At 41.8% G+C, this 25,076-nt stretch carries 23 protein-coding genes; 5 read left to right on the plus strand and 18 right to left on the minus strand.

Going from position 1 to position 25,076, the window contains the following annotated elements; genetic code table 11:
• Positions 1 to 186: 186 nt before the first annotated feature.
• The gene (locus FTU03_RS05725) at positions 187 to 627 is read right to left on the minus strand and encodes an RcnB family protein (RefSeq protein WP_179992353.1); all 441 of its coding nucleotides are present in this window, start codon (positions 625 to 627) and stop codon (positions 187 to 189) included.
• Positions 628 to 805: 178 nt separating this feature from the next.
• Between FTU03_RS05725 and FTU03_RS05730 the strand changes: the two genes are divergently transcribed.
• A complete protein-coding gene (locus tag FTU03_RS05730) occupies positions 806 to 1,264 on the plus strand; it encodes a hypothetical protein (RefSeq protein ID WP_125279367.1) in 459 nt (152 codons plus the stop codon).
• A gap of 82 nt (positions 1,265 to 1,346) precedes the next feature.
• Here the strand turns inward: FTU03_RS05730 and FTU03_RS05735 are convergent, their stop codons facing one another.
• Positions 1,347 to 2,810: a phospholipase D family protein gene (locus FTU03_RS05735; protein ID WP_179992354.1), complete on the minus strand. Its 1,464-nt coding sequence runs from the start codon at positions 2,808 to 2,810 to the stop codon at positions 1,347 to 1,349.
• A gap of 105 nt (positions 2,811 to 2,915) precedes the next feature.
• Complete coding sequence (znuD, locus tag FTU03_RS05740) at positions 2,916 to 5,030, minus strand: zinc piracy TonB-dependent receptor ZnuD (RefSeq protein WP_179992355.1); 2,115 nt, start codon at positions 5,028 to 5,030, stop codon at positions 2,916 to 2,918.
• Between the two features lie 141 nt (positions 5,031 to 5,171).
• Between znuD and FTU03_RS05745 the strand changes: the two genes are divergently transcribed.
• From FTU03_RS05745 to FTU03_RS05760, 4 genes are all read left to right on the plus strand, one after another.
• Complete coding sequence (locus tag FTU03_RS05745; protein WP_179992356.1) at positions 5,172 to 5,936, plus strand: DUF4184 family protein; 765 nt, start codon at positions 5,172 to 5,174, stop codon at positions 5,934 to 5,936.
• A gap of 161 nt (positions 5,937 to 6,097) precedes the next feature.
• Entirely contained in the window at positions 6,098 to 7,882 is a 1,785-nt protein-coding gene (gene aspS / locus FTU03_RS05750) for an aspartate--tRNA ligase (RefSeq protein ID WP_034704264.1), read from the plus strand.
• Positions 7,883 to 7,997: 115 nt separating this feature from the next.
• Positions 7,998 to 8,219 carry a hypothetical protein gene (locus tag FTU03_RS05755; RefSeq protein WP_005232078.1) on the plus strand — a complete coding sequence of 74 codons (222 nt, stop codon included), beginning with the start codon at positions 7,998 to 8,000 and terminating at the stop codon, positions 8,217 to 8,219.
• An 18-nt stretch (positions 8,220 to 8,237) separates the two neighbouring features.
• On the plus strand, positions 8,238 to 9,113 hold the full coding sequence (locus FTU03_RS05760) for a lysophospholipid acyltransferase family protein (protein ID WP_179992357.1): 876 nt from the start codon (positions 8,238 to 8,240) through the stop codon (positions 9,111 to 9,113).
• Between the two features lie 18 nt (positions 9,114 to 9,131).
• On the opposite strand, the gene FTU03_RS05765 is transcribed toward FTU03_RS05760, so the two are convergent.
• From FTU03_RS05765 to pcnB, 15 genes are all read right to left on the minus strand, one after another.
• Positions 9,132 to 10,094 carry a glycosyltransferase family 2 protein gene (locus FTU03_RS05765; protein WP_179992358.1) on the minus strand — a complete coding sequence of 321 codons (963 nt, stop codon included), beginning with the start codon at positions 10,092 to 10,094 and terminating at the stop codon, positions 9,132 to 9,134.
• On the minus strand, positions 10,094 to 11,152 hold the full coding sequence (locus FTU03_RS05770) for a glycosyltransferase (RefSeq protein WP_179992359.1): 1,059 nt from the start codon (positions 11,150 to 11,152) through the stop codon (positions 10,094 to 10,096). The genes FTU03_RS05765 and FTU03_RS05770 overlap by 1 nt, the downstream gene beginning before the upstream one ends.
• 11 nt (positions 11,153 to 11,163) lie before the next feature.
• Entirely contained in the window at positions 11,164 to 11,973 is an 810-nt protein-coding gene (locus tag FTU03_RS05775; protein ID WP_257225575.1) for a glycosyltransferase family 25 protein, read from the minus strand.
• Positions 11,974 to 11,975: 2 nt separating this feature from the next.
• Complete coding sequence (locus tag FTU03_RS05780) at positions 11,976 to 12,719, minus strand: hypothetical protein (protein WP_179992361.1); 744 nt, start codon at positions 12,717 to 12,719, stop codon at positions 11,976 to 11,978.
• A gap of 21 nt (positions 12,720 to 12,740) precedes the next feature.
• Positions 12,741 to 13,511 carry a glycosyltransferase gene (locus FTU03_RS05785; RefSeq protein ID WP_179992362.1) on the minus strand — a complete coding sequence of 257 codons (771 nt, stop codon included), beginning with the start codon at positions 13,509 to 13,511 and terminating at the stop codon, positions 12,741 to 12,743.
• A gap of 399 nt (positions 13,512 to 13,910) precedes the next feature.
• Entirely contained in the window at positions 13,911 to 14,837 is a 927-nt protein-coding gene (locus FTU03_RS05790; RefSeq protein ID WP_179992363.1) for a branched-chain amino acid transaminase, read from the minus strand.
• Positions 14,838 to 14,861: 24 nt separating this feature from the next.
• A complete protein-coding gene (gene glnE, locus FTU03_RS05795) occupies positions 14,862 to 17,612 on the minus strand; it encodes a bifunctional [glutamate--ammonia ligase]-adenylyl-L-tyrosine phosphorylase/[glutamate--ammonia-ligase] adenylyltransferase (RefSeq protein ID WP_179992397.1) in 2,751 nt (916 codons plus the stop codon).
• An 86-nt stretch (positions 17,613 to 17,698) separates the two neighbouring features.
• A complete protein-coding gene (locus FTU03_RS05800; protein WP_179992364.1) occupies positions 17,699 to 18,967 on the minus strand; it encodes a sensor histidine kinase KdpD in 1,269 nt (422 codons plus the stop codon).
• 655 nt (positions 18,968 to 19,622) lie between these two features.
• Positions 19,623 to 20,156, minus strand: coding sequence for a ribosome biogenesis factor YjgA (gene yjgA, locus FTU03_RS05805; protein WP_179992365.1), 534 nt, complete (start codon positions 20,154 to 20,156; stop codon positions 19,623 to 19,625).
• A gap of 2 nt (positions 20,157 to 20,158) precedes the next feature.
• Positions 20,159 to 20,428: an HPr family phosphocarrier protein gene (locus FTU03_RS05810; RefSeq protein WP_034169914.1), complete on the minus strand. Its 270-nt coding sequence runs from the start codon at positions 20,426 to 20,428 to the stop codon at positions 20,159 to 20,161.
• Positions 20,425 to 21,276, minus strand: coding sequence for an RNase adapter RapZ (gene rapZ / locus FTU03_RS05815; protein ID WP_004782131.1), 852 nt, complete (start codon positions 21,274 to 21,276; stop codon positions 20,425 to 20,427). The genes FTU03_RS05810 and rapZ overlap by 4 nt, the downstream gene beginning before the upstream one ends.
• 18 nt (positions 21,277 to 21,294) lie before the next feature.
• Positions 21,295 to 22,143 (minus strand): pantoate--beta-alanine ligase, encoded by an 849-nt coding sequence (gene panC, locus FTU03_RS05820; protein ID WP_005232104.1) that lies wholly within the window; start codon positions 22,141 to 22,143, stop codon positions 21,295 to 21,297.
• 1 nt (position 22,144) lies between these two features.
• The gene (panB, locus tag FTU03_RS05825) at positions 22,145 to 22,954 is read right to left on the minus strand and encodes a 3-methyl-2-oxobutanoate hydroxymethyltransferase (RefSeq protein ID WP_004782128.1); all 810 of its coding nucleotides are present in this window, start codon (positions 22,952 to 22,954) and stop codon (positions 22,145 to 22,147) included.
• A 52-nt stretch (positions 22,955 to 23,006) separates the two neighbouring features.
• Positions 23,007 to 23,492, minus strand: coding sequence for a 2-amino-4-hydroxy-6-hydroxymethyldihydropteridine diphosphokinase (gene folK, locus FTU03_RS05830; RefSeq protein WP_179992366.1), 486 nt, complete (start codon positions 23,490 to 23,492; stop codon positions 23,007 to 23,009).
• Complete coding sequence (pcnB, locus tag FTU03_RS05835) at positions 23,489 to 24,964, minus strand: polynucleotide adenylyltransferase PcnB (protein WP_179992367.1); 1,476 nt, start codon at positions 24,962 to 24,964, stop codon at positions 23,489 to 23,491. Before pcnB ends, folK begins: the two co-directional genes overlap by 4 nt.
• Between the last annotated feature and the right edge of the window lie 112 nt (positions 24,965 to 25,076).

The raw sequence follows: 25,076 nt of genomic DNA on the forward strand, positions 1-25,076 counted from the left end.
AGTTGTATGAGGGATAAGGGCAAATTGTAGGTTTTATCTCAGGTTCAAATTTAAGATTTTAGCAGCACTCCAAACTCTACAATTTGCGTATAGTGGTAGCTAATCACTATATCAATCAAGATACAAGAAGCACTGCTTCGCAAGAGGGTAATTAATCACCCCTCCTAACAAGAGAGGGAATTTCTTTTAACGGTTATTCATCAACACATAACGTCCATTTTCATAAATCCAGTAACTTCCGCGTGGTGGTGCCGGTAATCCCAAACGCTGCCAGTCAGTAATCACTGTATATCTCGAACTTTCAATGTAGGCCACATTTGGATCACCATTAACCCAACTATAGCTATTGGAATTCTGGTAAATCGTGGTCGGTGCCTGATACTGGATATTGAACCCGCTTTGGCTCTGTGCAGGAGGATAATATCCGCTATGGGATGGACGTTGCGGATAATAAGGCCGCTGCGAATGAGGCGGCTGTGGTGCATAATGAGGACGCGATGGAGGACGATGTTGAGGTTTAGAACGATCAACACCAGTATAGCCTACCCAGGCATTATCCGCCCAAGCGGGCACCGCAATACCAAACAGGAATGAAGCCAGCAATGCACCTGAAGCTAATTTTTTCATAAGTGCGTCCTCCAAAGATTTCTGACCATATTTTAACCAAAATCCATGCAGAAAATATGGATAAATTCCCTGCTGCTGCAAAGTTTTGTAATTGATTCCATGACTTTAATCAGCTTGCGTGATGAGCGCTGAAGTGCGTATGCTAATATCACCTTTTTAATGCTTTGAGTTGCATACTGTGTCTGATTTAAATTTCGATCGTTTATATGAATATTTTTGCAAGGTACCCAGTGTTCAAAAAGGACTGATTGATAGCTATGGCTCGGATGGAAAACAGGCTTGGTGGTTTAAATTTCAGATCAATGTCGATCATCCTTTAGCATGGCAAACTGTGCAGGAACTGGGTCATGTCCTGAACTATATTTCTAAAAATGAGCGCCTGCCGACTCAGTTTCTTCCAGTTTCTCCACCGCCTTATATGAATGGTGTCGCTAAAGATTTCCTGTCTTGGGTCATTCAGTGTAATCATGCCGACTTCCCACCAGATGTAGTGTGCGACTGGCTAGAAGCACGTTTGCCAAATCCGGTGGATGATGAATCTCAATGGAAAATCAAGACTGATATTTCTGAACTGGATGAGCTGACAGATAAAGAACTGGATCAACTGGTTCCGCCGAATCCAGAATCGAAAAGCTAATACTAGAAATCTCCCTAAATCCCTCTTTGATAAAGAGGGACTTTCCTCTCTTTTTTAAAGGGAGGTTAGGAGGGATTTAAAATCAAAACGTCGACCAACCACTCCATTCCATAAAACAGTATAACCAGTATTTCCAGAATGACTCTTCAGCATATTGAGCATAGTCCACGCTCATGGAACGGCCATTCAAATTAGACCAGGCCGTATTGAAATACTGCTGCGCATCGCTAAAGACTTCTGCCTGAGGCTGACCCACCACACGCAGATTGGTTTCCAGATTATAATTTTTCAGATTACGTGCCGTGAAATTTGCTGAACCCAAAATCATTTCAGCTTGCTGGGCACCATATTTCATCAGAATTTTGTTATGACATTGCTCGCCTTGAGTATTACACCAGCGTACCGGAATACCAGCTTTATGCAGTTCTGAAGCCACTTGGCGGTTAGGAATGCCATTTTTTTCACGACCAAATGCATCTTTGTTTGGATCAAGTAAAACCCGAAGTTTCACTCCGCGCTCATGCGCTGCAATTAACCCTTTCACAATCTTACGTTCTGACAGATAGAACATGGCCAGATCAATCTGCTCATCTGCTTTCGCCGTTTCAAGCAGCTTTAGAACTCCCTCATAAATGGCTTTTTCAGTTAGCACCTGAACTTGAGGCTGTTTTTTTTCTGCTTCAAACTCACCTGCAATCACAGCCGGCATATTGGCTTGAGACATGATCCCGACCGCCTGTTCTGTCGCAAGAATATCAATCGCTGTTCTGCCCCAGACCAGTAGACCAATATTGGAGTGCCGTGAACTGCCATCATGTGGGTTCATTGAGGTAACCAGTGCTTTCCAGCCCTGATCTGTATCCACGACCAGTGTTTTACGATGATTGGCTTTGAAATTAAACAGGTCGAAATAACTGCGTAAGGTCACTTTTTCTGGACCAAATGGATTCGGCAACCAGCCTTTTTCCGGATTATTGCCAATCCCCTGACAGCACAGATACCAGAAACCTGACCAGCTTGGATTAGAAGCACGCAGCGGTGTCAGATTGGTTTCGATTACATCTACTCCCGCCTGACGCAGTTCACGATAATGCTGTGCTGTAATTCCACCGTAGACAGAATTAATCGGATCGGTAATAAATTTGATTTCGACTTCAGGCTGCATCAATCGCTTGTTGAGTAAGGCATCTGTGAGCTGTTTGCTGAGTGCCTGATGTTCCTGTTTAGAGGCACCAGTCTGCTGATTAAACAGAAACATATCCAGCACGATCAGGGATTTTGCTTCCTCAACCATCTTCAGCATTTCATTAAAAATCTGATGATCCAGTTGTTGCTTGCCCTGTGTATCTAGATAAGTCTGATCGACCAGAAATTTCACCTGTGCATGGCGCAGCTTACCCGTGTAATTCAGCCCTTCAGGTAAGGGTTTATAAGTATGATAAATTGCTGAAGCCAGATAACTGGCCATCAGCACACCAATGATCAAGGCCGCATAACGGCGGTTTGACCAGTTCAGTTTATTGTGAATTCGTTGAAAGATACGCATAAAAAAAAACCTAACCCAATATACTCAGGCTAGGTTTAATCTGATGATTTTTCAAGTCTATTTCAGTGACAGTACTTGGATTCGGTCAGTTATTTCATCTGAATCCTAGAAATCATATTGTACGCCGACTGTGAAATTACGTCCGACTTGCGGAATATTCGACAGGAATGAGCTATGTGAATAGACCTGATCATCGAGCAGATTATTGGCTTTAAAATAAACCCGATAGGCATTTTTATCAGCAATGCTATTAGCATAGCTTAGGCCGACATTGACCATGTTATAGCCTTGGGTTTCATCTTCATAACTGGCCGTTTTGTCCTGATTAAAGACATGATAATACTCTGCCATTCCTGACCAGCCATCGGCAAAGTCTGCTTCAACCTTGGTTCCTAAGCGGCCTGCTGGAATACGGGGTGCATTTTCACCCTCAATTTTGCCGCGTACATAATCACCGAACACACCAAACTTGTATGTGTCATTTAATGCATAAGTAGCTTCCGCTTCAGCCCCATAGAAACGAGCTTTATCTTGAGTATATTCTACCCCACGCAAATTTCCATTTCTGGCCGTAGTCGCACCGTAGATATAGTCATCAAACCAGTTATGGTAAATATGCGCATGATAATCCAGCTTAGCACCTTCATATTCGAAACCCAGCTCTAGGTTATTCGAGCTTTCTTTTTCCAGATCAGGATTACCGACTTCATAGGTATTGGTGGCAAAATGCAGGCCATTGGCATACAACTCTTGCGCCAGTGGTAAACGTTGCTGATGTGAACCTACAATGGATAACTTATAGTTCGGGGCAAATTCCCAATTCGCAGCGGCAGAAGCAGAGATACCTGTGCCTGAATAATTTTTCTGTTCAGATTCAACTTGTACTTTTTGATGATCAACACGTGCACCCAGTTCGACATGCACATCACCGAGTTGTTTATGCTCTAAAGCAAACAGACTGTATTTTTCAGTTTTGGTATCTGGCATGACTACGCTTGAACCATGAACATGATGTTCTTCATCATCTTCGTCACCATCTTCATGATGATCATGTTCTGTAGCAGCCAGATTGATTTTCTGCTGGCTATATTGGGTGCCAATTACCCCTTCCCAACCAGCAACCGGAACATGCACCAGCTCTAAACGGCCATCGTAGCCTTTGCTTTTGAAATTACTGATCACTTCATTTTCTTCCAGCTCATCATGCTCATAATCGGTAAAGCTGGCATGGGCACGTAACTTGTCAAAACCAGCAAAAGGCTGTTCCAGTTCAGTACGTACTTCATAACGTTCAGATTTCAGATCTACCCATGGTCCGCCATGCTCTTCTTCATGCTCTGCGGTAGCACCCAGCTCTGGACAGCCATGGAAATGATCACCATGCAATACACAGCCATGATATTCATGACTATGCCCCGGCAAGCCATATTCATCCTGACGGTTGCTATAAGACAGGCCAACGAAACCACGATCATGAATCCATGATCCACCAATATTCACCGTCTGGCCTTCAGCAAAAGTATTACCTACACGACGTTCTTTTTCTAATTCATTACCATGCTCATGAACATAATCCGGAGCAATGTAGTCATTGGCCTTATGTTTAGTGCCTTCTACACGCAGGGCAAAATTTTCACCGACTGCAGCAGTCACGCCTGCACTTGCCAGTTTTTCATCACTGCCCGAGTTGTAACGTAGTCCAGCAGTCCCTTCCAGACCATCTTCCGGCATTTGGGTTGGGATTTTCTGGTCAGTGACATTGACCAGACCACCGACGGTTCCCGCGCTATAAAGCAAAGTTGATGGGCCACGAATCACTTCGACCTGTTTGGCCAGAATCGGATCAACCGTCACCGCATGGTCAGGAGATAAGGTCGATACATCAGCCGTTTCGGAAGCATGCTGCAAAACTTTGATACGTGGACCATCTTGTCCTCGAATTACAGGACGGCTCGCTCCGGTCCCATACTGATTTGAATACACCCCAAGTTCATCTGCCAGCGCATCACCAATAGTTGTCGCACGTTCAGATAAAGCTTTCTGGTCCACCATCAGATCAGCAACTGCAAAATCTGCCGCAGTCTGTACCAGTGGATGAGCTTGTACCTGAATGGTATCCATGGTTTGTACAGGAATAGAAGAAGATGACTGTTCAGCAAATACCGTAGGCGCAACTACAGCAAAAATTGAGAGTGTTATTAGATTCTTAGAAAAGGACATGACCCAAGCTCAAATTCAGCAATTTCGAATAGTGTTATAATATAACATTTCATTGCTTTTGCAATCCTTTACGATAATCAATGAGATATTTTATTAGAATGTCATTTGAATATTTTTCATTGTAGTAAAACACTATTTTTTATGCCCTTTACTTTATCACATGCTGTACTGGCTCCACCTATTTCATATTTAACTGGCAATCGGCTACCTGTTGCTGCACTGGCGATTGGCAGCATGGTTCCTGATCTGTACCGTCTTTTTACCCATAAGAATTCTAATATTACTCATTTATGGTCTTCGCTGATTCACCCTGATTTATGGATTGGTCTCATTTTTTGTGCGGTCTGGTACCTGATTTACCGGCCAGTGATTTATCGTTTCATTGGCATACAGCATGATTTAAATATTCATAATCTATTTTCAGCGTTCAAATTTATTTGCGCTATGTGTATTGCAGTGATGATTGGGACAGCAACCCATATTATTTGGGATGGTCTGACCCATGCAGATTTTCGAACCTTTGCCTTTTATGACATTCTCAGCCAGCAGTATCAAATTTTAGGACGAACTTATCCACTACACCGGATTTTGCAGATCGGGACTTCTGCTCTGGCTCTGCCTTTTATTCTATGGATGAGTCTGCATTACTATAAAACTCACCAGCAATATTTAAGCGTCAGTCACAAGATCCTCCTCTTTTGCTGGGGTCTATTCGGTCTATCTACGCTCACAGGTTTATTTTCGACATGGGACTATATGCGCTATATTCCGGATGATGCTTGGCGATCTGATCTGTATTATTTTACCGGCCGCTCTATCAATGAATTTAGCCAGGGCTTTTTAATCACTTTTAGTCTGGGCTGTCTGCTATTTTTATTTCTGGATCGTGATCGGCGTATGGGCTAGGAAAATCTCTCACTTCCTGCTTATTCACTTTAAAATGATACTGTTTTTGCCTCAAGTTCTTGTGACAACATGCCCAAAGAGGCATAATCCTACCTTTGCTAAAGGCGGTACGCTGTTTACGTATACGCTTCCTTAACCCATATAGTTGGATTTTTAACGCTATGATGCGAACTCATTACTGCGGTTCTTTAACCGAAGCTCAAATTGACCAGACCGTAACATTATGCGGTTGGGTACACCGTCGCCGTGACCACGGTGGTGTCATTTTCCTTGACATGCGTGACCGTGACGGTCTTGTTCAAGTGGTTATCGACCCAGATACACCTGAAGCGTTTGCAACAGCAGACAAAGCACGTTCTGAATACGTATTAAAAATTACAGGCCGTGTACGTCGCCGTTATGCGGGTACTGAAAATGCCAACATGGTGAGTGGTCAAATCGAAGTATTGGGTAAAGAAATTGAAGTTCTTGCTCAGTCTGAAACTCCTCCATTCCCATTAAATGACGAAAATACAAGCATTTCTGAAGAAATTCGTTTGAAATATCGTTTCCTGGACATCCGTCGTCCTGAAATGATCGATCGTTTACGTTTCCGTTCTAAAGTGACCAACCTGATCCGTAACTATTTAGACGATCACGGTTTCCTGGACGTTGAAACTCCGATCTTGACTCGTGCGACCCCTGAAGGTGCGCGTGACTACTTAGTTCCAAGCCGTGTATCTAATGGTAGCTTCTATGCTCTTCCACAATCACCACAGCTGTTCAAACAGTTGTTGATGGTAGGTGGTGTAGATCGTTACTACCAGATCGCTAAATGTTTCCGTGACGAAGATTTACGTGCGGATCGTCAGCCTGAATTCACTCAAATCGACATCGAAACATCGTTCATGAGCGATGACGATATTATGGATTTGATGGAAGGTATGACTGTTAAGATGTTCGACGAACTTCTTGGCATCAAATTCGACAAATTCCAACGTATGCCTTATTCAGAAGCAATGCGTGACTACGCTTCTGACAAACCAGACTTACGTATTCCTTTGAAACTTGTTGACGTTGCAGACTTGATGCAAGACGTCGAGTTCAAAGTATTCGCAGGTCCTGCTAAAGATCCTAAAGGCCGTATCGTTGCGCTTCGCGTTCCAGGTGCGGGCTCACTGCCACGTAGCGCAATCGATGAATATACTAAATTCGTTGGTATTTACGGTGCGAAAGGTCTGGCTTACATCAAAGTTAATGAACTTGAAAAAGGTATCGAAGGTCTTCAATCACCTATCGTTAAATTCATCGAGCCTATCGTGCTGGATCTATTGAAACGTGTTGGTGCTGAAAATGGCGATATCGTCTTCTTCGGTGCAGACAAAGCCAAAGTTGTGAATGATGCAATGGGCGCACTTCGTGTGAAAATTGGTCATGACATGAACCTTGCAACTTGCGAATGGGCTCCGCTTTGGGTGGTTGACTTCCCAATGTTCGAAGAAACTGATGATGGCAAATGGACTTCTGTTCACCACCCGTTCACGCTTCCTAAATCAAGCGTTGAAGATGTGAAGAATAATCCAGGCGAAGCATTGTCTGTTGCTTATGACATGGTATTGAATGGTACTGAAATCGGTGGTGGTTCACTGCGTATTTATACTTTAGAAATGCAAAAAGCGATCTTTGAAGCGCTGGGTATTTCTGAAGAAGAAGCAGAAGAAAAATTCAGCTTCTTATTAAATGCATTGAAATTCGGTGCGCCTCCTCACGGTGGTCTGGCATTCGGTCTGGATCGTCTGGTGATGCTAATGACTGGTGCTTCTTCAATCCGTGATGTGATTGCATTCCCGAAAACCAAAACTGCTGAATGTCCATTGACTCAAGCACCTGCACCAGTTGAATCAACTCAACTGCGTGATTTGGGTATTCGCTTACGTGAAAAACCAAAAGCCGAATCTCAAGAATAATTTCTTGATGATTTGAGTAAAAAAGCCCTGTTCTAACAGGGCTTTTTTATTGCATTGAGAAGCCTGCACGACAGTGGCATAATAGCTTCAGTTTCTATTTTTAGGTAATTTGGCAATGGCGATGCGTCCTGCTGTTCGTAACCGTGGCATCATGCTGATCGTGTTTTCAGTCGTACAATGGCTGTTCATGCGCTATATCCTTGCAAACAACCTGTTTAACCTGGACACCAATGACCGTATTGTGTACTTCTGCCTGAGCAGTATTTTAGGTGCACTTGTCATTTTTGTAGGTTTGATTTATATGGTGCTTAAAGGCAATCCTGATCAAGAATCTTAATCAGGCAAGCTGCACACCATGTACGCATTACTCAAGAACTTCTCCAAACTCCCGTTAAGATTCATTCAAAATTTGGCGAAAAGTGTTGGATCACTTCTCTATATCACGAATTCATCGATTCGCCGTACTACAGAAATTAATTTAGGGATTGCCTATCCTGAACTGTCAGCATCAGAACGTACACGACTGGCAAAACGAAGTGTTCAAAGCCAATGCATGACCTATGCCGAGTCAGTCAAAATTTGGGGTTCTGAACCTGAATTTGCATTAAAACAGATTCGGAATATTCATCATCCGGAAATTTTTACTGATGCACTGAAAAACCCGAATGGAACTTTAGCAGTCGTTCCTCATTTTGGTACTTGGGAGTTACTTAATGCCTGGGTGAATCAACACACTAGCCCTGTCATCATGTATAAGCCAAGTAAAAATCCTGATGTCGATCGGTTTATGCTCGAAGCACGGCAGCGTTTAAATGCTACCCTTGTTCCAACTGATGAAACGGGAGTACGGGCTTTATTCAAGCATTTAAAACAGGGTGGATTCGCTGCCATTCTTCCTGACCATGTACCCAAAGAAAGTGGTGGTATTTACTCACCTTTTTATGGACAGAATGCTCTATCTTCTACCCTGCTCTCTAAATTGGCTACAAAAACCCAATGCTCTGTGATTGGTCTAAGTTGTTTACGTCATGATGATCTAAACGGCTTTGATATTCATGTAACTGAGTTATCAATTGATATTCTATCTAAAGACTTACAGCTTTCTGTAGATACCTTAAACAAGGAAATGGAGCGAATGATTAACATTGCTCCAGAGCAGTATTTGTGGGGGTATAAGAGGTTTAGGAAGATTGAAGGAGATAATAATCTATATAAGTCCAATCTTCGTTAACCTGAAATTCAAAAAAACTTAGTTATGAGGTCGGAAACCTAGCCAATTTTTCCACCAGTAAAATAGCTTAGGACAGGTTAACATTAGGCGTTTCTTCCAATGTAATTCTTGCAATTTATCATCTAAATACGAAAGATCATTCAAACTACGTTGGATAAATGCAGCATATGCCTTAAAATCCATTTTCAAATAACTTTCAAATAATCCTAAAAGTAAGTGAAGGTAAACTTCTTGAAAATGTGCCAAATCACGTTGGTGACGATAAAGCTGAACGCCATATTCTAAGCTACTCAATTGCTTCATATTAACTTGGCAATTGGTAATACTTGATGACCGATAGCGATAAATTAGTAAGGGCTCTGGGATTTCAAAGATATTCATTCCTTCTCGGTATAAAAATGGAATGGAAAGCATATCCTCGTAGAGATATCCTTTAGGGAACTGAAAATCCAATAATATTTCTGTTTTATATACTCGTAGCCATGCATACCATTTATTTTTATGAAATAGATGTTGCAGATATGGTGAATCCACTTGAACTAACCCGGTTTGATCAGCCAAAATCAAAGGCTTTATTGTAAGAGACTTTGTTTCCATATAAGCATTAAAATGAATAAGATCTGCTTCAGGTTCTTCTTCAATTGCCTGCAAAATACGAGCTACAAAATTTGGTTCGACATAATCATCAGAGTCTAGAAACGCAATATAGTTTCCTTGTGCAACCTTATAACCATTATTACGCGCCATACTCAGCCCCTGATTTTCCTGGTTGAGTATTTGAATATGAGCTTCATGTGGATGAGTATTTAAGTAAGCTTGTAATACTTCCATTGAACGGTCTTTACAACCATCATTAACTACAATGCATTCCACCTCTGAGTTTAATTGTGGCAATAATGATGCAATACATTCTTCAATATAATCCTCTACCCCATATACTGGAATAATAATGGATAAAACATAAGGGCGGTTCAAACTCATTAATTCTTTTCACTCAAGTTCAAATAAGCAGTCACAACAGCTTTCATCAAAAATCTTTGATCTAATAAGGCATTAAAATCACTGGTATCCTTACAAACTTGCTGCATTTTTAACGCCAGCGCATCCACGTCCTGTACAGGAACCAAATGATGCAATCGAAGCACCTCTCTTGGCCCGGAAGGACAATCTGTACTAATAATAGGTGTACCTAAAGCTAAAGCTTCTAAAATTGCTATACTAAAACCTTCAAAATCAGAAGATACCACCATTAATTTTGCATGTTTTATATAAGGATATGGATTCTTTTTAAAACCTGTAAAAATAACCTTATCTTCTATCCCTAAGCTTTTAACCAATTTTTTAGATGATTCTAATAATTCACCAGTTCCAACTAAAACCAACTTTTCCTGAACATTTGCTTTTGCATAAGCTTCAATTAAAATATCATGTCGCTTTTGCCGCTTAAATTTCCCAACATTTACAATATAAGGCCCTTCAATTTCTGGCACATATTCATTTGCGGTTGAAATGACTTGATCAACATCAATCGGATTATAAATAGTAGTTATTCGACTTTCAGAACCAAAAACTTCCCGAAAATCTTTCTCAACCCCCTGACTAACAGCTACACACGGTTTCGATAGATAAACTTGGGCAAGTTGATTTTTTAACTTTTTCAGTCTCTCCCCATATTCGAGACTAGTAGTATTATGAATCACTAAATGAATATTCGGGAGTCGACTTTTTGACAATATAAAATCGACAGGAAATAAATTTGAAAGCACAAGATCTGGTGTACCAATATTTTTTAAGACAAATCGATCAAATGCTTTGGCCGCCCATTTTGGCCGTAAACTTTTTGGAATTAGGCGATATTTCTGATAGTCAAAAAAATGCAGATTAACCCCTTCAGGTATAGGTAAATCAATTATATTTTTAAAGTGTACGATATGAGCTTCATGCCCAGCATCTATTAAACCTTTTGCCAAGGTTAAAGCAAAACGTTCAGCACCATTCCCTTGTAAAGTAAAAATAGCTAAAACAACTTTCTTCTTCATTTCTTACAATCTTATATAAAATCTTTTTTATCTAACTTAATAAATCGCTTTTCAGCTTTAGCTATTACTTGGATATATCTAAATGCCATTGCAATTTGCCCAGCTAAACGTCGCTGCTTAAATTTAAACTTTTCATTAAAGGATGCGTATTCAGGTTTAAAATGCTCAGAGCGACCGATTGTTGATTCAAAATGCTCAGTATCCGACAATCCGTATGCAATCATTTGATCTTCTTGAATCAACGCAGCCGGTTCAACCTGATAAGCATTTAAACTATACGTGCTAAAAATAAAAGCATCTGCCGTAGAAGCAGCAAAATGATTTGCTTTTTCTAATAGTTTTTGTGCACCTGTCGGAAACAATATATAGCCTCCTGTTCCTGTTCTCTCTTGGAACAAGTCTAATAATTTGTATCCTGAATTATTTAAATAACAAGCCGGCTTTTTGCCTACAATCTTTTTACGACTTCTAACTTCGAGGTTAATTAAATCAGGTTGTAAATTTAAGGTTTGAGATTGTATATCTTTTAGAAGCTGCGCAATATTGCTTACAATCACAGCATCATCTTCTAGAATAAGAACAGGTTGATTACACTCTAAAACTTGTTGCCATGCTTTTTTATGACTTAGAAAGCATGCTAACTCTACTTTTTTTAATGGCCGCTGCCACCCAAAAGCTTCTGCATTAAATTGCTCTTCTGAAATCTGATCTATTGATACGGCTTGTAAAAAAGTAGGTTGTAGACCAACTTTTAAGAATTGTTGTTCTTGAAAGACACGCCGTTCCTTAGATTTAGGTAAATTAATAATTAATATTTCCATCTTTACCACCAACGTGTCTTTTCACGCGTATGTTGTTTCTTAAATCTTAAATAAACCGTATTGTTTTCTTCATGCTGTAATCGATCGAATATTTCTAAAACTATCACTCCAAGTGGATGTATCTTGCAAATTTGATCTAAACGCCAACGCATATTTCGTAATGTATCATCAGTCCCTACAACGAATGCTGAAGTTCCATCAAATAATGTTACACGTTCTTGTGGTAATCGATCCCGCTTTAATTCACACACTACCTCAGACTGATCACATAAATAACGTTCAGTTTCTTGTAATTTCAATGTATTAATCAACACAACTGCATTCATTAATGTCGCTTTAAGTGCGATATCATCGTGCAAATCTAAAAAAGTATCACATGCTGATATTAACCATCGAATATTTAAAGTCTTGAGCAAAAAATCTCGCTCATTCATCCATAATGCTTTAAATTTTTCAAAATTTTCTTCGACATCTACTTCACGCCGAATCAAAACAATAAGGCTTGCATGATAATGACTTAATGCCGGTTGACCAACAAACTCATGTTTAAGTTGTTCAATATGCTCATTTAAATCTTTAGCTGAACCATGCGTATACCGGATTTGATCACCGATAATAACTTCATTTTTCAGTTGTTCAATATCTACGCCCTCAAGCTGAGCATAGATTTTATCTGCGCCAAAACGACGCTGATGTCGGCTAAATGAAAACCATTGTTCAAACTTACTTTTCTTTCTTACGGGCATGTTTAAACCATTTAATTTGAATTACTGCCAAGCATCCTTGATCCATTGGGATGGCAACACATAGCGATACCATTTACCACCACCACCATTAATGGCATCAGGTGGGTTAATCTCCCCATGGAAAATAATAATTTTTACGCCCTCAGGCTTTACTGGTGGCTTGAAATAAGCCATCGGAATTTTTTGTAGGCAATGGTATTTATAACTTTTGCACCAGCTATCCGGCCAATAACTAAGTTTCTTCTCCTGGTCTACATACCAAGAAAGATAAGCCTGCTCATTACGGAATTTTTGACGGATTTCATCAAAGTGTTCGCGGAAATATGGCAAAAGACCAGGAAAAGCTCCGAGCTTAAAGCGATAAACTGAACTATTACCCGTAATACGCCATGGTCGTTTCCAGTCATGGATAATCAGAAACTCACCCGGATGCGTAAAGAATTCATCAATATTATCGACAATGACAACATCCAGATCTAAAAATAAAGCATTGCCTTTCAAACCATAGAGATCAGGTTCAAAGGTAGAGAGCTTATTCCAGCCACGTTCTGGTGCACCTTCTGGCAAAGCCAACGGTGGAATAGGAAAGCATTGCACATTTGGATCAATCCCTTCAGTACGGTCAGTTAAACACACCATTTGAAAATCAACAGTTGTGTGCCGCTTCACCATATTGTAAAGGCGATTAACATATTCAGACCCATATTTTGTGCCCCATTTCATACAGATCACAATATTTTGCTCAGGTGATTGTTCACCCTGAGTCTTAAGGTCATTTTGCTTTGCGTTCATGCACCCATCATCCACCTATGCAATATCAGTATCATACCATTACTGGTACTGACTGAGCCTATTGCTTTTCATTTCTGCACAGTTTACCGCAAATCTCATAAAGAAATATAATCTTCATTTTTTCATCACAAGAATTGAATATTTTTCCAGCAAACTAGATCGAAATAAAGTTCATATTTGAATGATAAATATAGAGCAACACTAATTTTAGTTGTTCGCTACGCTTATTAGTTTATTTTTATAGTGAATATATAACTTTCCATAATATAAGAATCGTCATTTTTTTCTGCAATTTATTGATTTTTCTACCTAACAACCTAATCGTTTTCATATTTTAATGAAAGTTCATTAAAAATAAAAAAAAGGACTCAAATGAGCCCTTTTTATTTGCTAATTCACTTATTTTACATAAGTTAACCAGTGTACATATTTAGGGTCTTTACCTTGAACTGCATCAAAATAAGCTTTCTGGATTTGAGTGGTAATTGGACCACGTACGCCTTCACCAATTTGACGGTCATCATATTCACGGATTGGTGTTACTTCAGCTGCAGTACCAGTGAAGAAAGCTTCATCTGCAATATAGAATTCGTCACGGGTAATACGGCGTTCTACCACTTCATAGCCAAGATCTTTAGCAATGGTAATAATCGATTGACGAGTAATACCGTCTAATGCGCCACCAGCGATGTCTGGAGTATGAATTACGCCATCACGTACCAGGAATACGTTTTCGCCTGAACCTTGGCATACATAGCCTTGCGGATCAAGCAGCATTGCTTCGTCATAACCAGAATGTGCCACTTCTTGGTGAGCAAGAATCGATAATGTGTAGTTACCAGATGCTTTGGCTTTACACATAGTCACGTTTGGATGGTGGTGTGTGAATGATGAAGTTTTTACACGAATACCTTTCGCCATCGCATCATCACCAAGGTAAGCGCCCCAGCTCCACGCTGCAACTACAGCATGAATGGTATTGTCAGTTGCGGCAATACCCAGTTTTTCAGAGCCAATAAAAATAATTGGACGTAAATAGCAAGATGCCAATTTATTTTCACGAACCACATCAATTTGAGCTTGTTCTAATGTTGCATGATCAAATGGAACTTTCATTTGATAAATTTTTGCAGAATTGAGCAAACGTTTGGTGTGTTCTTTCAGACGGAAAATAGCCGTTCCATTCGGGGTTTCATAAGCACGGACACCTTCAAACACACCCATGCTGTAATGCAAAGTATGTGTTAATACGTGAGTTTTCGCCTCACGCCAGTCTACTAGTTGTCCATCTTGCCAAATGAAACCATCACGATCAGCCAAATTCATGCCACAAACTCCAATTTTTCACAATTATTCACTATCCAGTGCAAATACTGCACTTGGATCAATCAGTCTTTGCCATAACTTGCAAACGGTCTTTCGGGTATCGTGCCAGTCGCTTGCAGACACTTGCATGGATTGATTTGCAAGGGCTAAGCGATGGCTCTCGGCGCGTTCACGGAGATAAGCTTGAATCAGAGCAGTCGCATCGTCGCTGGATAAGCAACCTGATTTTGCGGCATCCTCAAGGATTCTTACATTGTCGGAGTAATGGGCGAGATCTTTATTCGTCCCACTCCAAGCTAACACCGCATACTGTGCCATAAATTCGATATCAACGATACCACCTGCATCTTGTTTTAAATGAAAAATCCCATCTTTTTTTTGCTCTTTGGAAGAACCTAGATGATCTTTCATTTTCTGACGCATTTTCAGAACTTCACTACGTACATGACAGATATCGCGTTTCTGGGTAAGAATTTTACAGCGTAGTGCTTCAAATGTCTCTCTCAGGCTATCTTCTCCGGCAATGGAACGTGCGCGTACCAAGGCTTGATGTTCCCATAGCCATGCATTTTTCAACTGATATTGCTCAAATGCTTTCAGGCTAGTGACCAGCAGCCCTGCTTCTCCAGAAGGACGTAGACGAGTATCGACTTCATAGACACGTCCATCCAGTGTTTGTGTGGTCATGAGCGACATAAACTTCTGTGCCACACGCATGGCAAACTCAAAACCGCTAATTGGCTTGAGACCGTCCGTATCTGCCTGCTCACCCATATAATGAATGAAGACCAGATCCAGATCCGAACCATAACCCAACTCAATGCCACCGACTTTGCCATAGCCAATGACGGCAAAAGCCGTATGTTCTATCGAGCAGCGCTGCCCTTCTGCATCCAGCGGAAAACCATGTCGTTTGGCCACAATCTGATAAGCCAGATGCAGCGCAGCATTCACTGAGACTTCTGCAATATCCGTTAAGGCATCCGAGACTTTCATTAAAGGACTTTCTGCCAACACATCACTGGCAGCTACCGCAAGGACATTGGATTTTTTAAACAGGCGCAGCACCCGCATCTGATCTTCAACCTGATCAATTTCGATTCTGAGCAATTGCTGACGCAGGCTATCTTCCAGATCCTGCCGCTTAGGCAATTCAAAATCCATCGACAGGAACTCATCCAGCAATACCGGATAATGAGTAAGCTCCTCACAGATCCAGGGGCTGACAGTCGCCATCTTGACCAAACGCTGTAAAGCGCCTTTACTTTCAATCAGCATCACCAGATACACCGTACGACGCATGACTGATTCAACCAATGGCATCAGGCGAACCAGTGCAACTTGCGGTTTATCTGATTCTAGAATCGCCTCTATCAGATAAGGCCAAAACGTTTTTAAACGTTGAATGGCTTTAGCTGGCAATTTTTTTAAGGCATGACCATGCCAGAATTCATGCACCAGATTTTTTGCATGATCATCCAAGACTTCATTCAGCTGTTGTTCCAACTGAGAAAAACTTTTGCCTTGAGGCTCTGGTCCATTTTCCTTGATCAAGTGCTCAAACTGGTAAATCACTTTAGCGCGTTTTTGATCCAGCACTTCCATAAAGGCGGACCAGTCTGAAAAGCCCAAAGTATCCACAATACGTTGACGTAAATCTGGCTCAGTCGGCAAACATTGGGTTTGTTGATCATGCAGCGCCTGAATAGCATGCTCTACCCGACGAAGGAATAAATAGGCATCTTCGAGGTCAGTCACCGCCTGTTCATCCAGCAGTTCAGCCTCATCCAGATGATTCAGGCTGACCAGACATTGCCGGTCTTGCAGCTCTAACTTGGCTCCGCCATAAATCAGCTGAAAAACCTGCACTATAAATTCAACTTCACGAATCCCGCCTGCGCCAAGCTTGATATCATCTTCAATATTACGGCGCTGTACTTCACGCTCAATCATCGTCTTCATTTCGCGCATGGCTTCAAAAGCGCTGTAATCGACATATTTACGGAATACAAAAGGACGGGTCATGTCCAGCAGTTCATCACCTTCTGGGCTCGGATTGACGATGCGGGCTTTGATCCAGGCATAGCGTTCCCATTCACGCCCATGCTGGCTGAGATATTTTTCTAGTGCGGCATGACTGATGGCTAAAGCAGAACCATCACCCCAAGGTCGCAGACGCATATCAACACGGAATACAAAACCTTCAGCAGTGATATGGTCTAGCAGATAGATTAACTTTTGCCCCCATAGAATGCAGAACTGCTGAACATCAATACATTTGCGCCCATCCGTTTCACCCTGTTCATCAAAGGCAAAAATCAGGTCAATATCACTGGAAAGGTTGAGTTCCTGAGCGCCCAGCTTGCCCATTGCAATAATAATGAGATCCTGAACTTTACCGTTATAGCCAATTGGCTGGCCATATTTGGCGACTAGAGGAATACGGGCAAACTCTTTGGCAGCACAGATACAGGCATCAGCGAAATCAGACAGCTCGCGGGTCAGTGTGATGACATCGGTGAGTTGATTGGCATCCTGCCAGATCCAGCGGAACATCAGGCGAGCACGCAGAATACGTAAACTACGCATCCACATGGTTTCATCGCTGATATTTAATAGATTGGAATAGATTAAGTCTTGAATCTGTTCAGTGCCGAGTGATCCCTGAAACTGATCAATTGCATAATCCTGATTCAATAGATCTTGATGATTGGCCAATACCTGTTCTGCATACTGACTGGCTCTTAAGGTTTTCTGCAATTGTACCGCGTCCATCACTCGGTGATTCCCTCAAAACTTTTATTTAGTTATAGCAGGAGTTCACATCGAGTGGGAACGGTTTTAATAGAAATTTATGATTTTCAGGACTTTTCAGTATGCAGGTCTTCAAGTACCAATGCCTGATGATCATTGGTCACTTTAGGTAAATGCACAGTAAAGGTGGTTCCAGCGCCTTCTTTAGAATCTACGGCAATCTGTCCATGGTTCAGGTCTACAAAACGCTTACACAGTACCAAACCCAGACCTGCGCCTTTCTCATTGTCCGTGCCTTTTAAACTCACCGTGAGATTTGGTCTAAACAGATTTTCCATTTGCTCTTCAGTCATACCGAGACCAGTATCCTGAACAGTGATCTTGACTTGCTCACCTTCCATTTCAGCAGCCAGAATCACCTGTCCACCCTGATCAACTGGAGTAAATTTCAGCGCATTCGATACCAGGTTCTGCAAGACCGAAGTAATCATATTGATATCAGCATGCACCTTGATATCTTCAGGAACCTGGTCAATTACTTCAATATTCTTTTTCAGTGCCAGACTTTTCAGTACATCACAGACAATTTTAGTAGACTGTTTTAATTCATAGTTAATTGGATGATAAACGAAACGCCCACCTTCGGCCATCGCCCAGGTCAACAGACTTTCTAACAAGTTATACGTCGATTGAGCCGTATCATATAAATAATCAGAAATACTCTGGATACTGGATTCATCCAGAGTGTCACGTTCCTGTGCCAGCACTTCCGAGAAGCCTAACAAGCCATGGAAAGGTGCACGCAGGTCATGAGCAATAATCTGGAAGAATTTGGTTTTACTGAAGTTTTGTGCACATTGCTGTTCGTATATCTCTTTCAGCTGTGTATGTTCCTCATTCAGTTTAACTCGTTTTACTAAAGATTCAGCAAATTGCTGGACGATAATAATAGCTTCCTGATCAAATACTTCAGTCTGATCGTCAAAGAAAACCACCTGCCCCAAAGACTGTCCTTGGGCTGATTTCAAATTGAATGCTACGAGCCGCTGATGGACTACGCCAAGGCTGTTCACATGATCTGATAGTTCTACATATGCAGGATGATTTTGATCGATCACATCCATTTCTTGTAGATATTTAGGGATGTCCACATTCTGTGGTACGTGCAAACCGCGAAAACCGAGCGGACAGCTGTACCAGATATAGGGTTCCATATGGAATCCGATGATACAGGTCTTAACGCCGAGTACTTTACGGGCGACCTTACAGAAGGTGTCTAATAAATTGTCAGAGGTATAGACACCTAAAATGAGAGATATACGGCACGAGCTTAACTGCTCCGTATTCTGACCGATCTCTAGCAGTTTTAGTTCCATGTCTGCCTCTCTGGATGTTATGGAATATAGAATAAAAATTACAACCGACTAAATTAATACAATCAATAACAAAGATTCTATATTTACTCAACGTTAAAATCTCATTTATCGACCAAAGGATTTGTTAACTTATTTCTCTAAAGATACATTGATAGCTTCAATACCTTGATATTTAAATATTAAGAATTACTTGAGAAAATATTCCTCTTATAAAAAATTACATATAATTATTTGAAATCCCTGAATTCATTTCAAATTGTTTCAATATCATCTGAGTTCTGAAATCCGAGGAAGATAAAAACAGCTCATTTTTCTTCTGATCTTTAGGTAAATAAAAGCTTTTGAATTTTCAAATATATAGAAAATACTTATTGTCACCTTCTGAAAAAATAAATCGCTAATCATATTAACTTTGACCTAAATTTATTTCTATTTTTTAAATATTCTTAATAATCATAAAATATTGAGTGATTTAAATAGTTTATTTATGCACTAAAACCAATTTTTTACGTAATCAAAAATATTAAAAGTTTACATTTTTTTACAGTTAACAATGACTTATAGGAACATTCTTGAATTTTCATGGAAAATAAAAATTAATTAGAGTGAATAAAAAAAGCGACAAAATGTCGCTTTTCTTTAATTCAATTTACAATCAGTTATCTGAAATCAGGGCAACTTGCTGCACATAGTTAAACAGCTTTTGCTTTGAGGCTGCCAGTTCTTCTTCCGGTGCCTGATTTTTTAGATCACGATGTACACGTAAATAATGCTGACGTAAGGTATGACGTTCTGTCGCATTATAGGTTTTGGTAAATTCATTAATTGCAGGATCACCATCTTTCACAATACGGTCAACCCAACGCTGCAATTGTGCTGTCTTTTTCAAACCCTGTTTCGGAGTCAGATAAGACAGAATCACGGTTTCATTTTCATTACGAAGTAATTTACCAATACGTGAAAATTGACGACGGCGTGCTTCATGTGAACTGATTTGCTGGACATCCAGCAAAGCTTCAATCAGACGTTCTTCAACGGGTAAATTTTTAATTTGTTTCGCACTCAGTTCTGCCAACTGTGCGCCTAAAGCAGCCATACGCTGAACTGCTTTTTTCTGTTCGGTTTTACTTGCGCGTCCCTCTAAAGATTCAAAGTCTTCTTCAGTTAAACTGCTCGGTCGACGTGCCACGATTAATCTGCCTCATAAAATTTTGCCGCAAACAGTGCCTGAATTTCAGATAAGGCCTTTTCCTCATCTGCACCTTCAATCACTAAGCGTAAAGTTGTTCCTTTGCCCGCACCAAGCATCAGCAAGGACATAATATTTTTGGCATCAACCAATTTGTCCGACTTGCCAATCTGGATACTGGAACGAAATTTGGTGGTAACTTCAATGAGTTTACCTGATGCACGCGCATGTAAACCTAGTTTATTAATTACGTCAACAGTCGTATCAATCATGACCAGTGCTTCATTTCTCGGTGGAGGACTTGAATAGACCATTTTGCCTCAAGCGCTTTTTTTAGTCTATCCACAATATAAACAGAACGATGCTGGCCGCCAGTACAACCAATCGAGATGGTCATATAATGACGATGACCCTCAGCAAAGGTCGGCAGCCATTTGTCTAAAAAATGATAAATATCCTGGAACATGTCTTCGACCTGATCACTTTTTTCCAGGAATTCCTGTACCGGCTGATCCAGGCCTGAATATTTACGCAGTTCCAGTTCCCAATGCGGATTCGGCAAATGACGGACGTCGAAAACATAATCGGCATCTAAAGGAATGCCATGCTTATAGCCAAAAGATTGCAGAATCACAATCAGGTTATCAGTCTGCCCTAGCTTGTACAATAAGGTATGTTTCAGATCATGTACGCTTTTATCAGTGGTATCGATATGCACTGTAGAGCGGAGCTGGATTGGCATCAGCAGGACTTTTTCTTCCTGAATACACTGATGCAGGCTCTTGAAACGGGCAGCCAAAGGATGCGGACGGCGTGACGCACTAAAACGGGCAATCAGCTCCTGATCCTGCGTGGTCAGATAGATGACATCCACCGTACCATGCTGTTGCAGCTGTTCAAACACATGGTCGAATTCCTGCAAATCTGCACGGGTACTACGTACATCCACCCCAAGCGCCAACTGTTCCAGATTATTTTCACAGTCCAGCTTCGCCACAATTTCAGGAAGTAAGGCCAAAGGCAGATTATCAATACAGTAATAACCCAAGTCTTCAAGTACCTGCAATGCAGAAGATTTACCTGAGCCAGATTGTCCTGTCACAATTAAAATGCGCTTCATGCCTTACGATCCTTTTACTTATCCAGCTGCGTATTTGATCTGCAGATTATCAATCAGACGAGTTTTTCCTAATTTCGCCGCGATCAGAATCACGACATCCTGATTAAATTCATCAATTTTCTGCAATTCCGGTGTACGGGCTTCTACATAGTCCACTACCAGACCTGCATCTGTCAAAGTTTGACGGATACCTGCCAGTGCTTCCTCCAAAGTTTTACCTGCATGTAACTGCTGCTCAGCAGTTTTCAGACTCTGGAAAATGACTGGTGCTGTTGCACGTTCCTGCTCGCTTAGATAGCCATTACGCGAACTAAGTGCCAGACCATCTTCAGCACGAGCAATCGGTACACCAATCACTTCCAGCGGAATATTGAGGTCTTGAACAAACTGACGAATCACAGCCAGTTGCTGATAATCTTTCTGACCAAAGAAAGCATAGTTAGGCTGAACAATATTAAATAATTTGGTCACCACGACCGCTACACCATCAAAATGACCTGGACGCTGTAAGCCACATAGATCATTGGTGATACCAGATACACTGATATTGGTCAGACGTGGCTTGTTACCATACATCTGCTCTACAGTTGGGGCAAAGACAATGTCACAACCCACATCTGCCAGTAACTGCTGATCCTGCTCTAAAGTACGTGGATAATTATCAAAATCCTCATTAGGTCCGAACTGGATCGGATTAACGAAAATACTCACAACAACGACATCACACAGTTTACGCGCCTCACGCACCAGATTCAGATGCCCCTGATGCAGGTTGCCCATGGTCGGGACAAAACCAATAATTTTACGCGCAGAACGTGCAGGATTGAGCGAAGCAGATAATCCTTGGATGGTTGTTTCTGTTTTCATGTTACAACTCGACTTGGAATGTTTGTTCAGGTGCTGGGAATGAACCATCTAAAACAGCCGCATGATAGGCTTTAAATGCATCCAGAATTGCAGTCGCACCAGACTGTTCTTTCATAAAGTTACGTACAAATTTCGCGGTATGGCCAAAGGTTAGACCAAGCATGTCTTGAACGACCAATACCTGGCCATCAGTGGCTGCCCCTGCTCCAATACCAATCACTGGAATATGTGGGAAAAGTTCAGTAATTTCCTGACCCAATTGTGCAGGCACGCATTCCAGCAACAGCACTGCTGCACCGGCTTCAACCACTGCCTTACAGTCAGCAATCAGTTGATCGGCCGCTTCACGGGTACGGGCCTGTAGCTTATAGCCACCAAAGACATGCACCGACTGCGGTGTGAGACCCAAGTGAACACAGACTGGGATCCCGTTACGGGTTAGAACCTGAACGGTTTCCGCCAACCAGGCACCACCTTCCATCTTGACCATTTGTGCACCGGCCTGCATCACCGTTTTTGAGCTTTGTAATGCATCATTCAGAGTGGCATAACTCATAAATGGCAGATCAGTCATAATCAGTGCATGCTGATTGCCACGGCGTACCGCTGCGGTATGGTAAGCCATATCTTCTACAGTCACAGGCAAGGTTGAATCACGACCTTGAATCGACATACCCAAAGAGTCGCCTATCAGAATACTGTCAACTTCAGCAATTTCCATGGCTTTGGCCATACTGGCGTCATAGCAAGTCAGGCAAGAAAATTTGCGTCCTTCCGCTTTATATCGTCTTAAATCACTGAGACTGATCATGAAGATGTTCCTCTATTATTGAAGTTCTCTCGAACATGCCAATAATTAAAAATTAAATATTTGCCCAATTCGTGCGGTCAAAAACCGTTAAGGTTGATTGCTTGACGATGTCCAGGTCTTTTAATGTGTTTCCATTCAGCTGCAAGTTGGCATCAATATCCAGTAATGGCACCAATACAAAGTCACGTTCCAGCACGCCCACATGCGGTACGGTTAACCGTTCATTTTGAATCTGTTCATCACCATAAATAAGCAGATCCAGATCCAAGGTACGTTCACCCCAATGACGTAGACGCACACGCCCAGCCTCCTGTTCGAAGGCTTGCAACCGATCCAGCAGATCCAGCGGTGCCAGATCCGTAATTAACTGTACGACAGCATTAAAATAATTCGGCTGATCTTGTGGCCCCATAGGTGGGCTTTGGTATAGATGCGAGGTTTTGACCTGCCCCAGACTTGCCAGCTTTTGCACGGCTTCAGCCAGAATCTGGCGTGAATCGCCCAGGTTACTTCCTAAACCGATATAGGTCACTGTCATTGTGTAGGCCCAAAAATAACCTGGCTTAAATCACGCTGCACCCGTTTACGCTTGGTAATTGGATGGTCTGCACCAATGTCGCCGCTGGCACTGGCCGCCACATGAGAAACCGGTTTGCTACGCTCATTCTCAAATTTGGCTTTACGCGCACGACGGCTACGTGGTTCCGGCTCATTCACCAGAGGTTCAATCTCGGTTACTACATCTTGTGCAGCCAGACGCTGTTCCAGATGTTCTTCCTGAGAAGCCTTGCGACGGCTCTTGGCACGCTGACGATTATATTGGGCAATGGCGCGCTCTTTTTCATCGCTGCCCATTTGCTGATAGGCTTCCCACCAGCTTCCCATACCTTGTGCAGTTTCATCGCCTGATTTTTCACGCAGCAACAAAAAGTCAAAGCCGGCACGGAAACGTGCATGACCTGATAATGCTTCAATCTGTTGCGGTTTTGGATTGAGCAAGCGGGTTTGCATTTCCCAGACTTCACGAATGAAAGTTTCCGCAAAGCGTGGAATCACAGTACGGGTAGCCTGACGTTTCAGTACATCCAGTCCTGCTTGCGCACGTGCTTCCGCAGGCACTACCCCTTTAGACAGATAAAAATCACAGCGCTCCAGGAACGGTTGCCACAACAATACCGCATAGAAGAAAGCCGGGTTGATGGTCTTGCCAATCGAAATACGCTGATCGGTATTTTTCGCTGCCAGTTCAATAAATGCAGTAATGTTTGGCTTGATATCGGCAAACAGCTGACGCCAGATGCCAAAATCAATCAGCATTGGCATCACACGATTCAGATGTCCCATAGTGAACAGCTTTTGCGATTCATCATAGAGACGGTGTGGAGACACATCACGTAGAAGCTGGGTCATTTCCGGAGTGAAAATATCCAGAATGGCTTTATCAATACTGAAATTGAGTTTGGCTGCAAAACGTAAAGTTCGCAGCATCCGGACCGGATCTTCCTCAAATCTTAGAGTCGGATCACCCAGTAAACGCAGCGTTTTGTGTTTAATATCATCTACTGCATTGCAAAAATCCAGCACGATACCTTTGCGTGGCTGGTAATACATGGCATTGATCGAAAAATCTCGACGAGCAAAATCCTGCTCAATGGTGCCCCAGTTATTATCGCGCAGGATCATCCCTGCTGCAGAGGTCACCGCTTTTTTAGGAGGCGCACGGAAAGTTGCCACTTCAACCAGTTCACGGCCCGAATAGACATGCGCCAGCTCGAAACGTCGTCCGATAATCCGACAACGCCGTCCGAACACTTCTTTAACCTGAGCTGGTGTAGCATTGGTCACTGCATCGAAATCTTTGGGATTTAAACCCAGCATCAGATCCCGGACACCACCACCTACGATATAAGCTTCATAGCCTGCCTTGGTTAAGGCATCAATCACATCGAGAATATAAGAAGGTAATTGAGCGGTTGATAAACCACATTTTGACGCGCGCAAAGTTTGCAAAAGACGCTGTCTCCTACGTCTGAACGTAAAATTCTAAGATGACGCTAATCATATCGCTTACACCGCTAAAGGGCAATTTGATTATGTCATTCTCATGGTTCAGATGGATGGC

Source organism: Acinetobacter sp. YH12046 (assembly GCF_013419905.1).
Taxonomy (GTDB): domain Bacteria; phylum Pseudomonadota; class Gammaproteobacteria; order Pseudomonadales; family Moraxellaceae; genus Acinetobacter.

What these genes read in the sequence shown, in the direction of transcription:
- FTU03_RS05790 (WP_179992363.1), bottom strand. Translation starts at nt 14,837, where the DNA reads ATGAATTTGGCTGATCGTGATGGTTTCATTTGGCAAGATGGACAACTA.
- FTU03_RS05770 (WP_179992359.1), bottom strand. Translation starts at nt 11,152, where the DNA reads ATGAAGAAGAAAGTTGTTTTAGCTATTTTTACTTTACAAGGGAATGGT.
- znuD (WP_179992355.1), bottom strand. Translation starts at nt 5,030, where the DNA reads ATGTCCTTTTCTAAGAATCTAATAACACTCTCAATTTTTGCTGTAGTT.
- FTU03_RS05745 (WP_179992356.1), top strand. Translation starts at nt 5,172, where the DNA reads ATGCCCTTTACTTTATCACATGCTGTACTGGCTCCACCTATTTCATAT.
- FTU03_RS05780 (WP_179992361.1), bottom strand. Translation starts at nt 12,719, where the DNA reads ATGCCCGTAAGAAAGAAAAGTAAGTTTGAACAATGGTTTTCATTTAGC.
- FTU03_RS05735 (WP_179992354.1), bottom strand. Translation starts at nt 2,810, where the DNA reads ATGCGTATCTTTCAACGAATTCACAATAAACTGAACTGGTCAAACCGC.
- folK (WP_179992366.1), bottom strand. Translation starts at nt 23,492, where the DNA reads ATGACAGTGACCTATATCGGTTTAGGAAGTAACCTGGGCGATTCACGC.
- FTU03_RS05765 (WP_179992358.1), bottom strand. Translation starts at nt 10,094, where the DNA reads ATGAGTTTGAACCGCCCTTATGTTTTATCCATTATTATTCCAGTATAT.
- FTU03_RS05755 (WP_005232078.1), top strand. Translation starts at nt 7,998, where the DNA reads ATGGCGATGCGTCCTGCTGTTCGTAACCGTGGCATCATGCTGATCGTG.
- FTU03_RS05775 (WP_257225575.1), bottom strand. Translation starts at nt 11,973, where the DNA reads ATGGAAATATTAATTATTAATTTACCTAAATCTAAGGAACGGCGTGTC.
- FTU03_RS05760 (WP_179992357.1), top strand. Translation starts at nt 8,238, where the DNA reads ATGTACGCATTACTCAAGAACTTCTCCAAACTCCCGTTAAGATTCATT.
- glnE (WP_179992397.1), bottom strand. Translation starts at nt 17,612, where the DNA reads ATGGACGCGGTACAATTGCAGAAAACCTTAAGAGCCAGTCAGTATGCA.
- FTU03_RS05810 (WP_034169914.1), bottom strand. Translation starts at nt 20,428, where the DNA reads ATGATTGATACGACTGTTGACGTAATTAATAAACTAGGTTTACATGCG.
- FTU03_RS05785 (WP_179992362.1), bottom strand. Translation starts at nt 13,511, where the DNA reads ATGAACGCAAAGCAAAATGACCTTAAGACTCAGGGTGAACAATCACCT.
- panC (WP_005232104.1), bottom strand. Translation starts at nt 22,143, where the DNA reads ATGAAAACAGAAACAACCATCCAAGGATTATCTGCTTCGCTCAATCCT.
- aspS (WP_034704264.1), top strand. Translation starts at nt 6,098, where the DNA reads ATGATGCGAACTCATTACTGCGGTTCTTTAACCGAAGCTCAAATTGAC.
- rapZ (WP_004782131.1), bottom strand. Translation starts at nt 21,276, where the DNA reads ATGAAGCGCATTTTAATTGTGACAGGACAATCTGGCTCAGGTAAATCT.
- panB (WP_004782128.1), bottom strand. Translation starts at nt 22,954, where the DNA reads ATGATCAGTCTCAGTGATTTAAGACGATATAAAGCGGAAGGACGCAAA.
- FTU03_RS05800 (WP_179992364.1), bottom strand. Translation starts at nt 18,967, where the DNA reads ATGGAACTAAAACTGCTAGAGATCGGTCAGAATACGGAGCAGTTAAGC.
- FTU03_RS05725 (WP_179992353.1), bottom strand. Translation starts at nt 627, where the DNA reads ATGAAAAAATTAGCTTCAGGTGCATTGCTGGCTTCATTCCTGTTTGGT.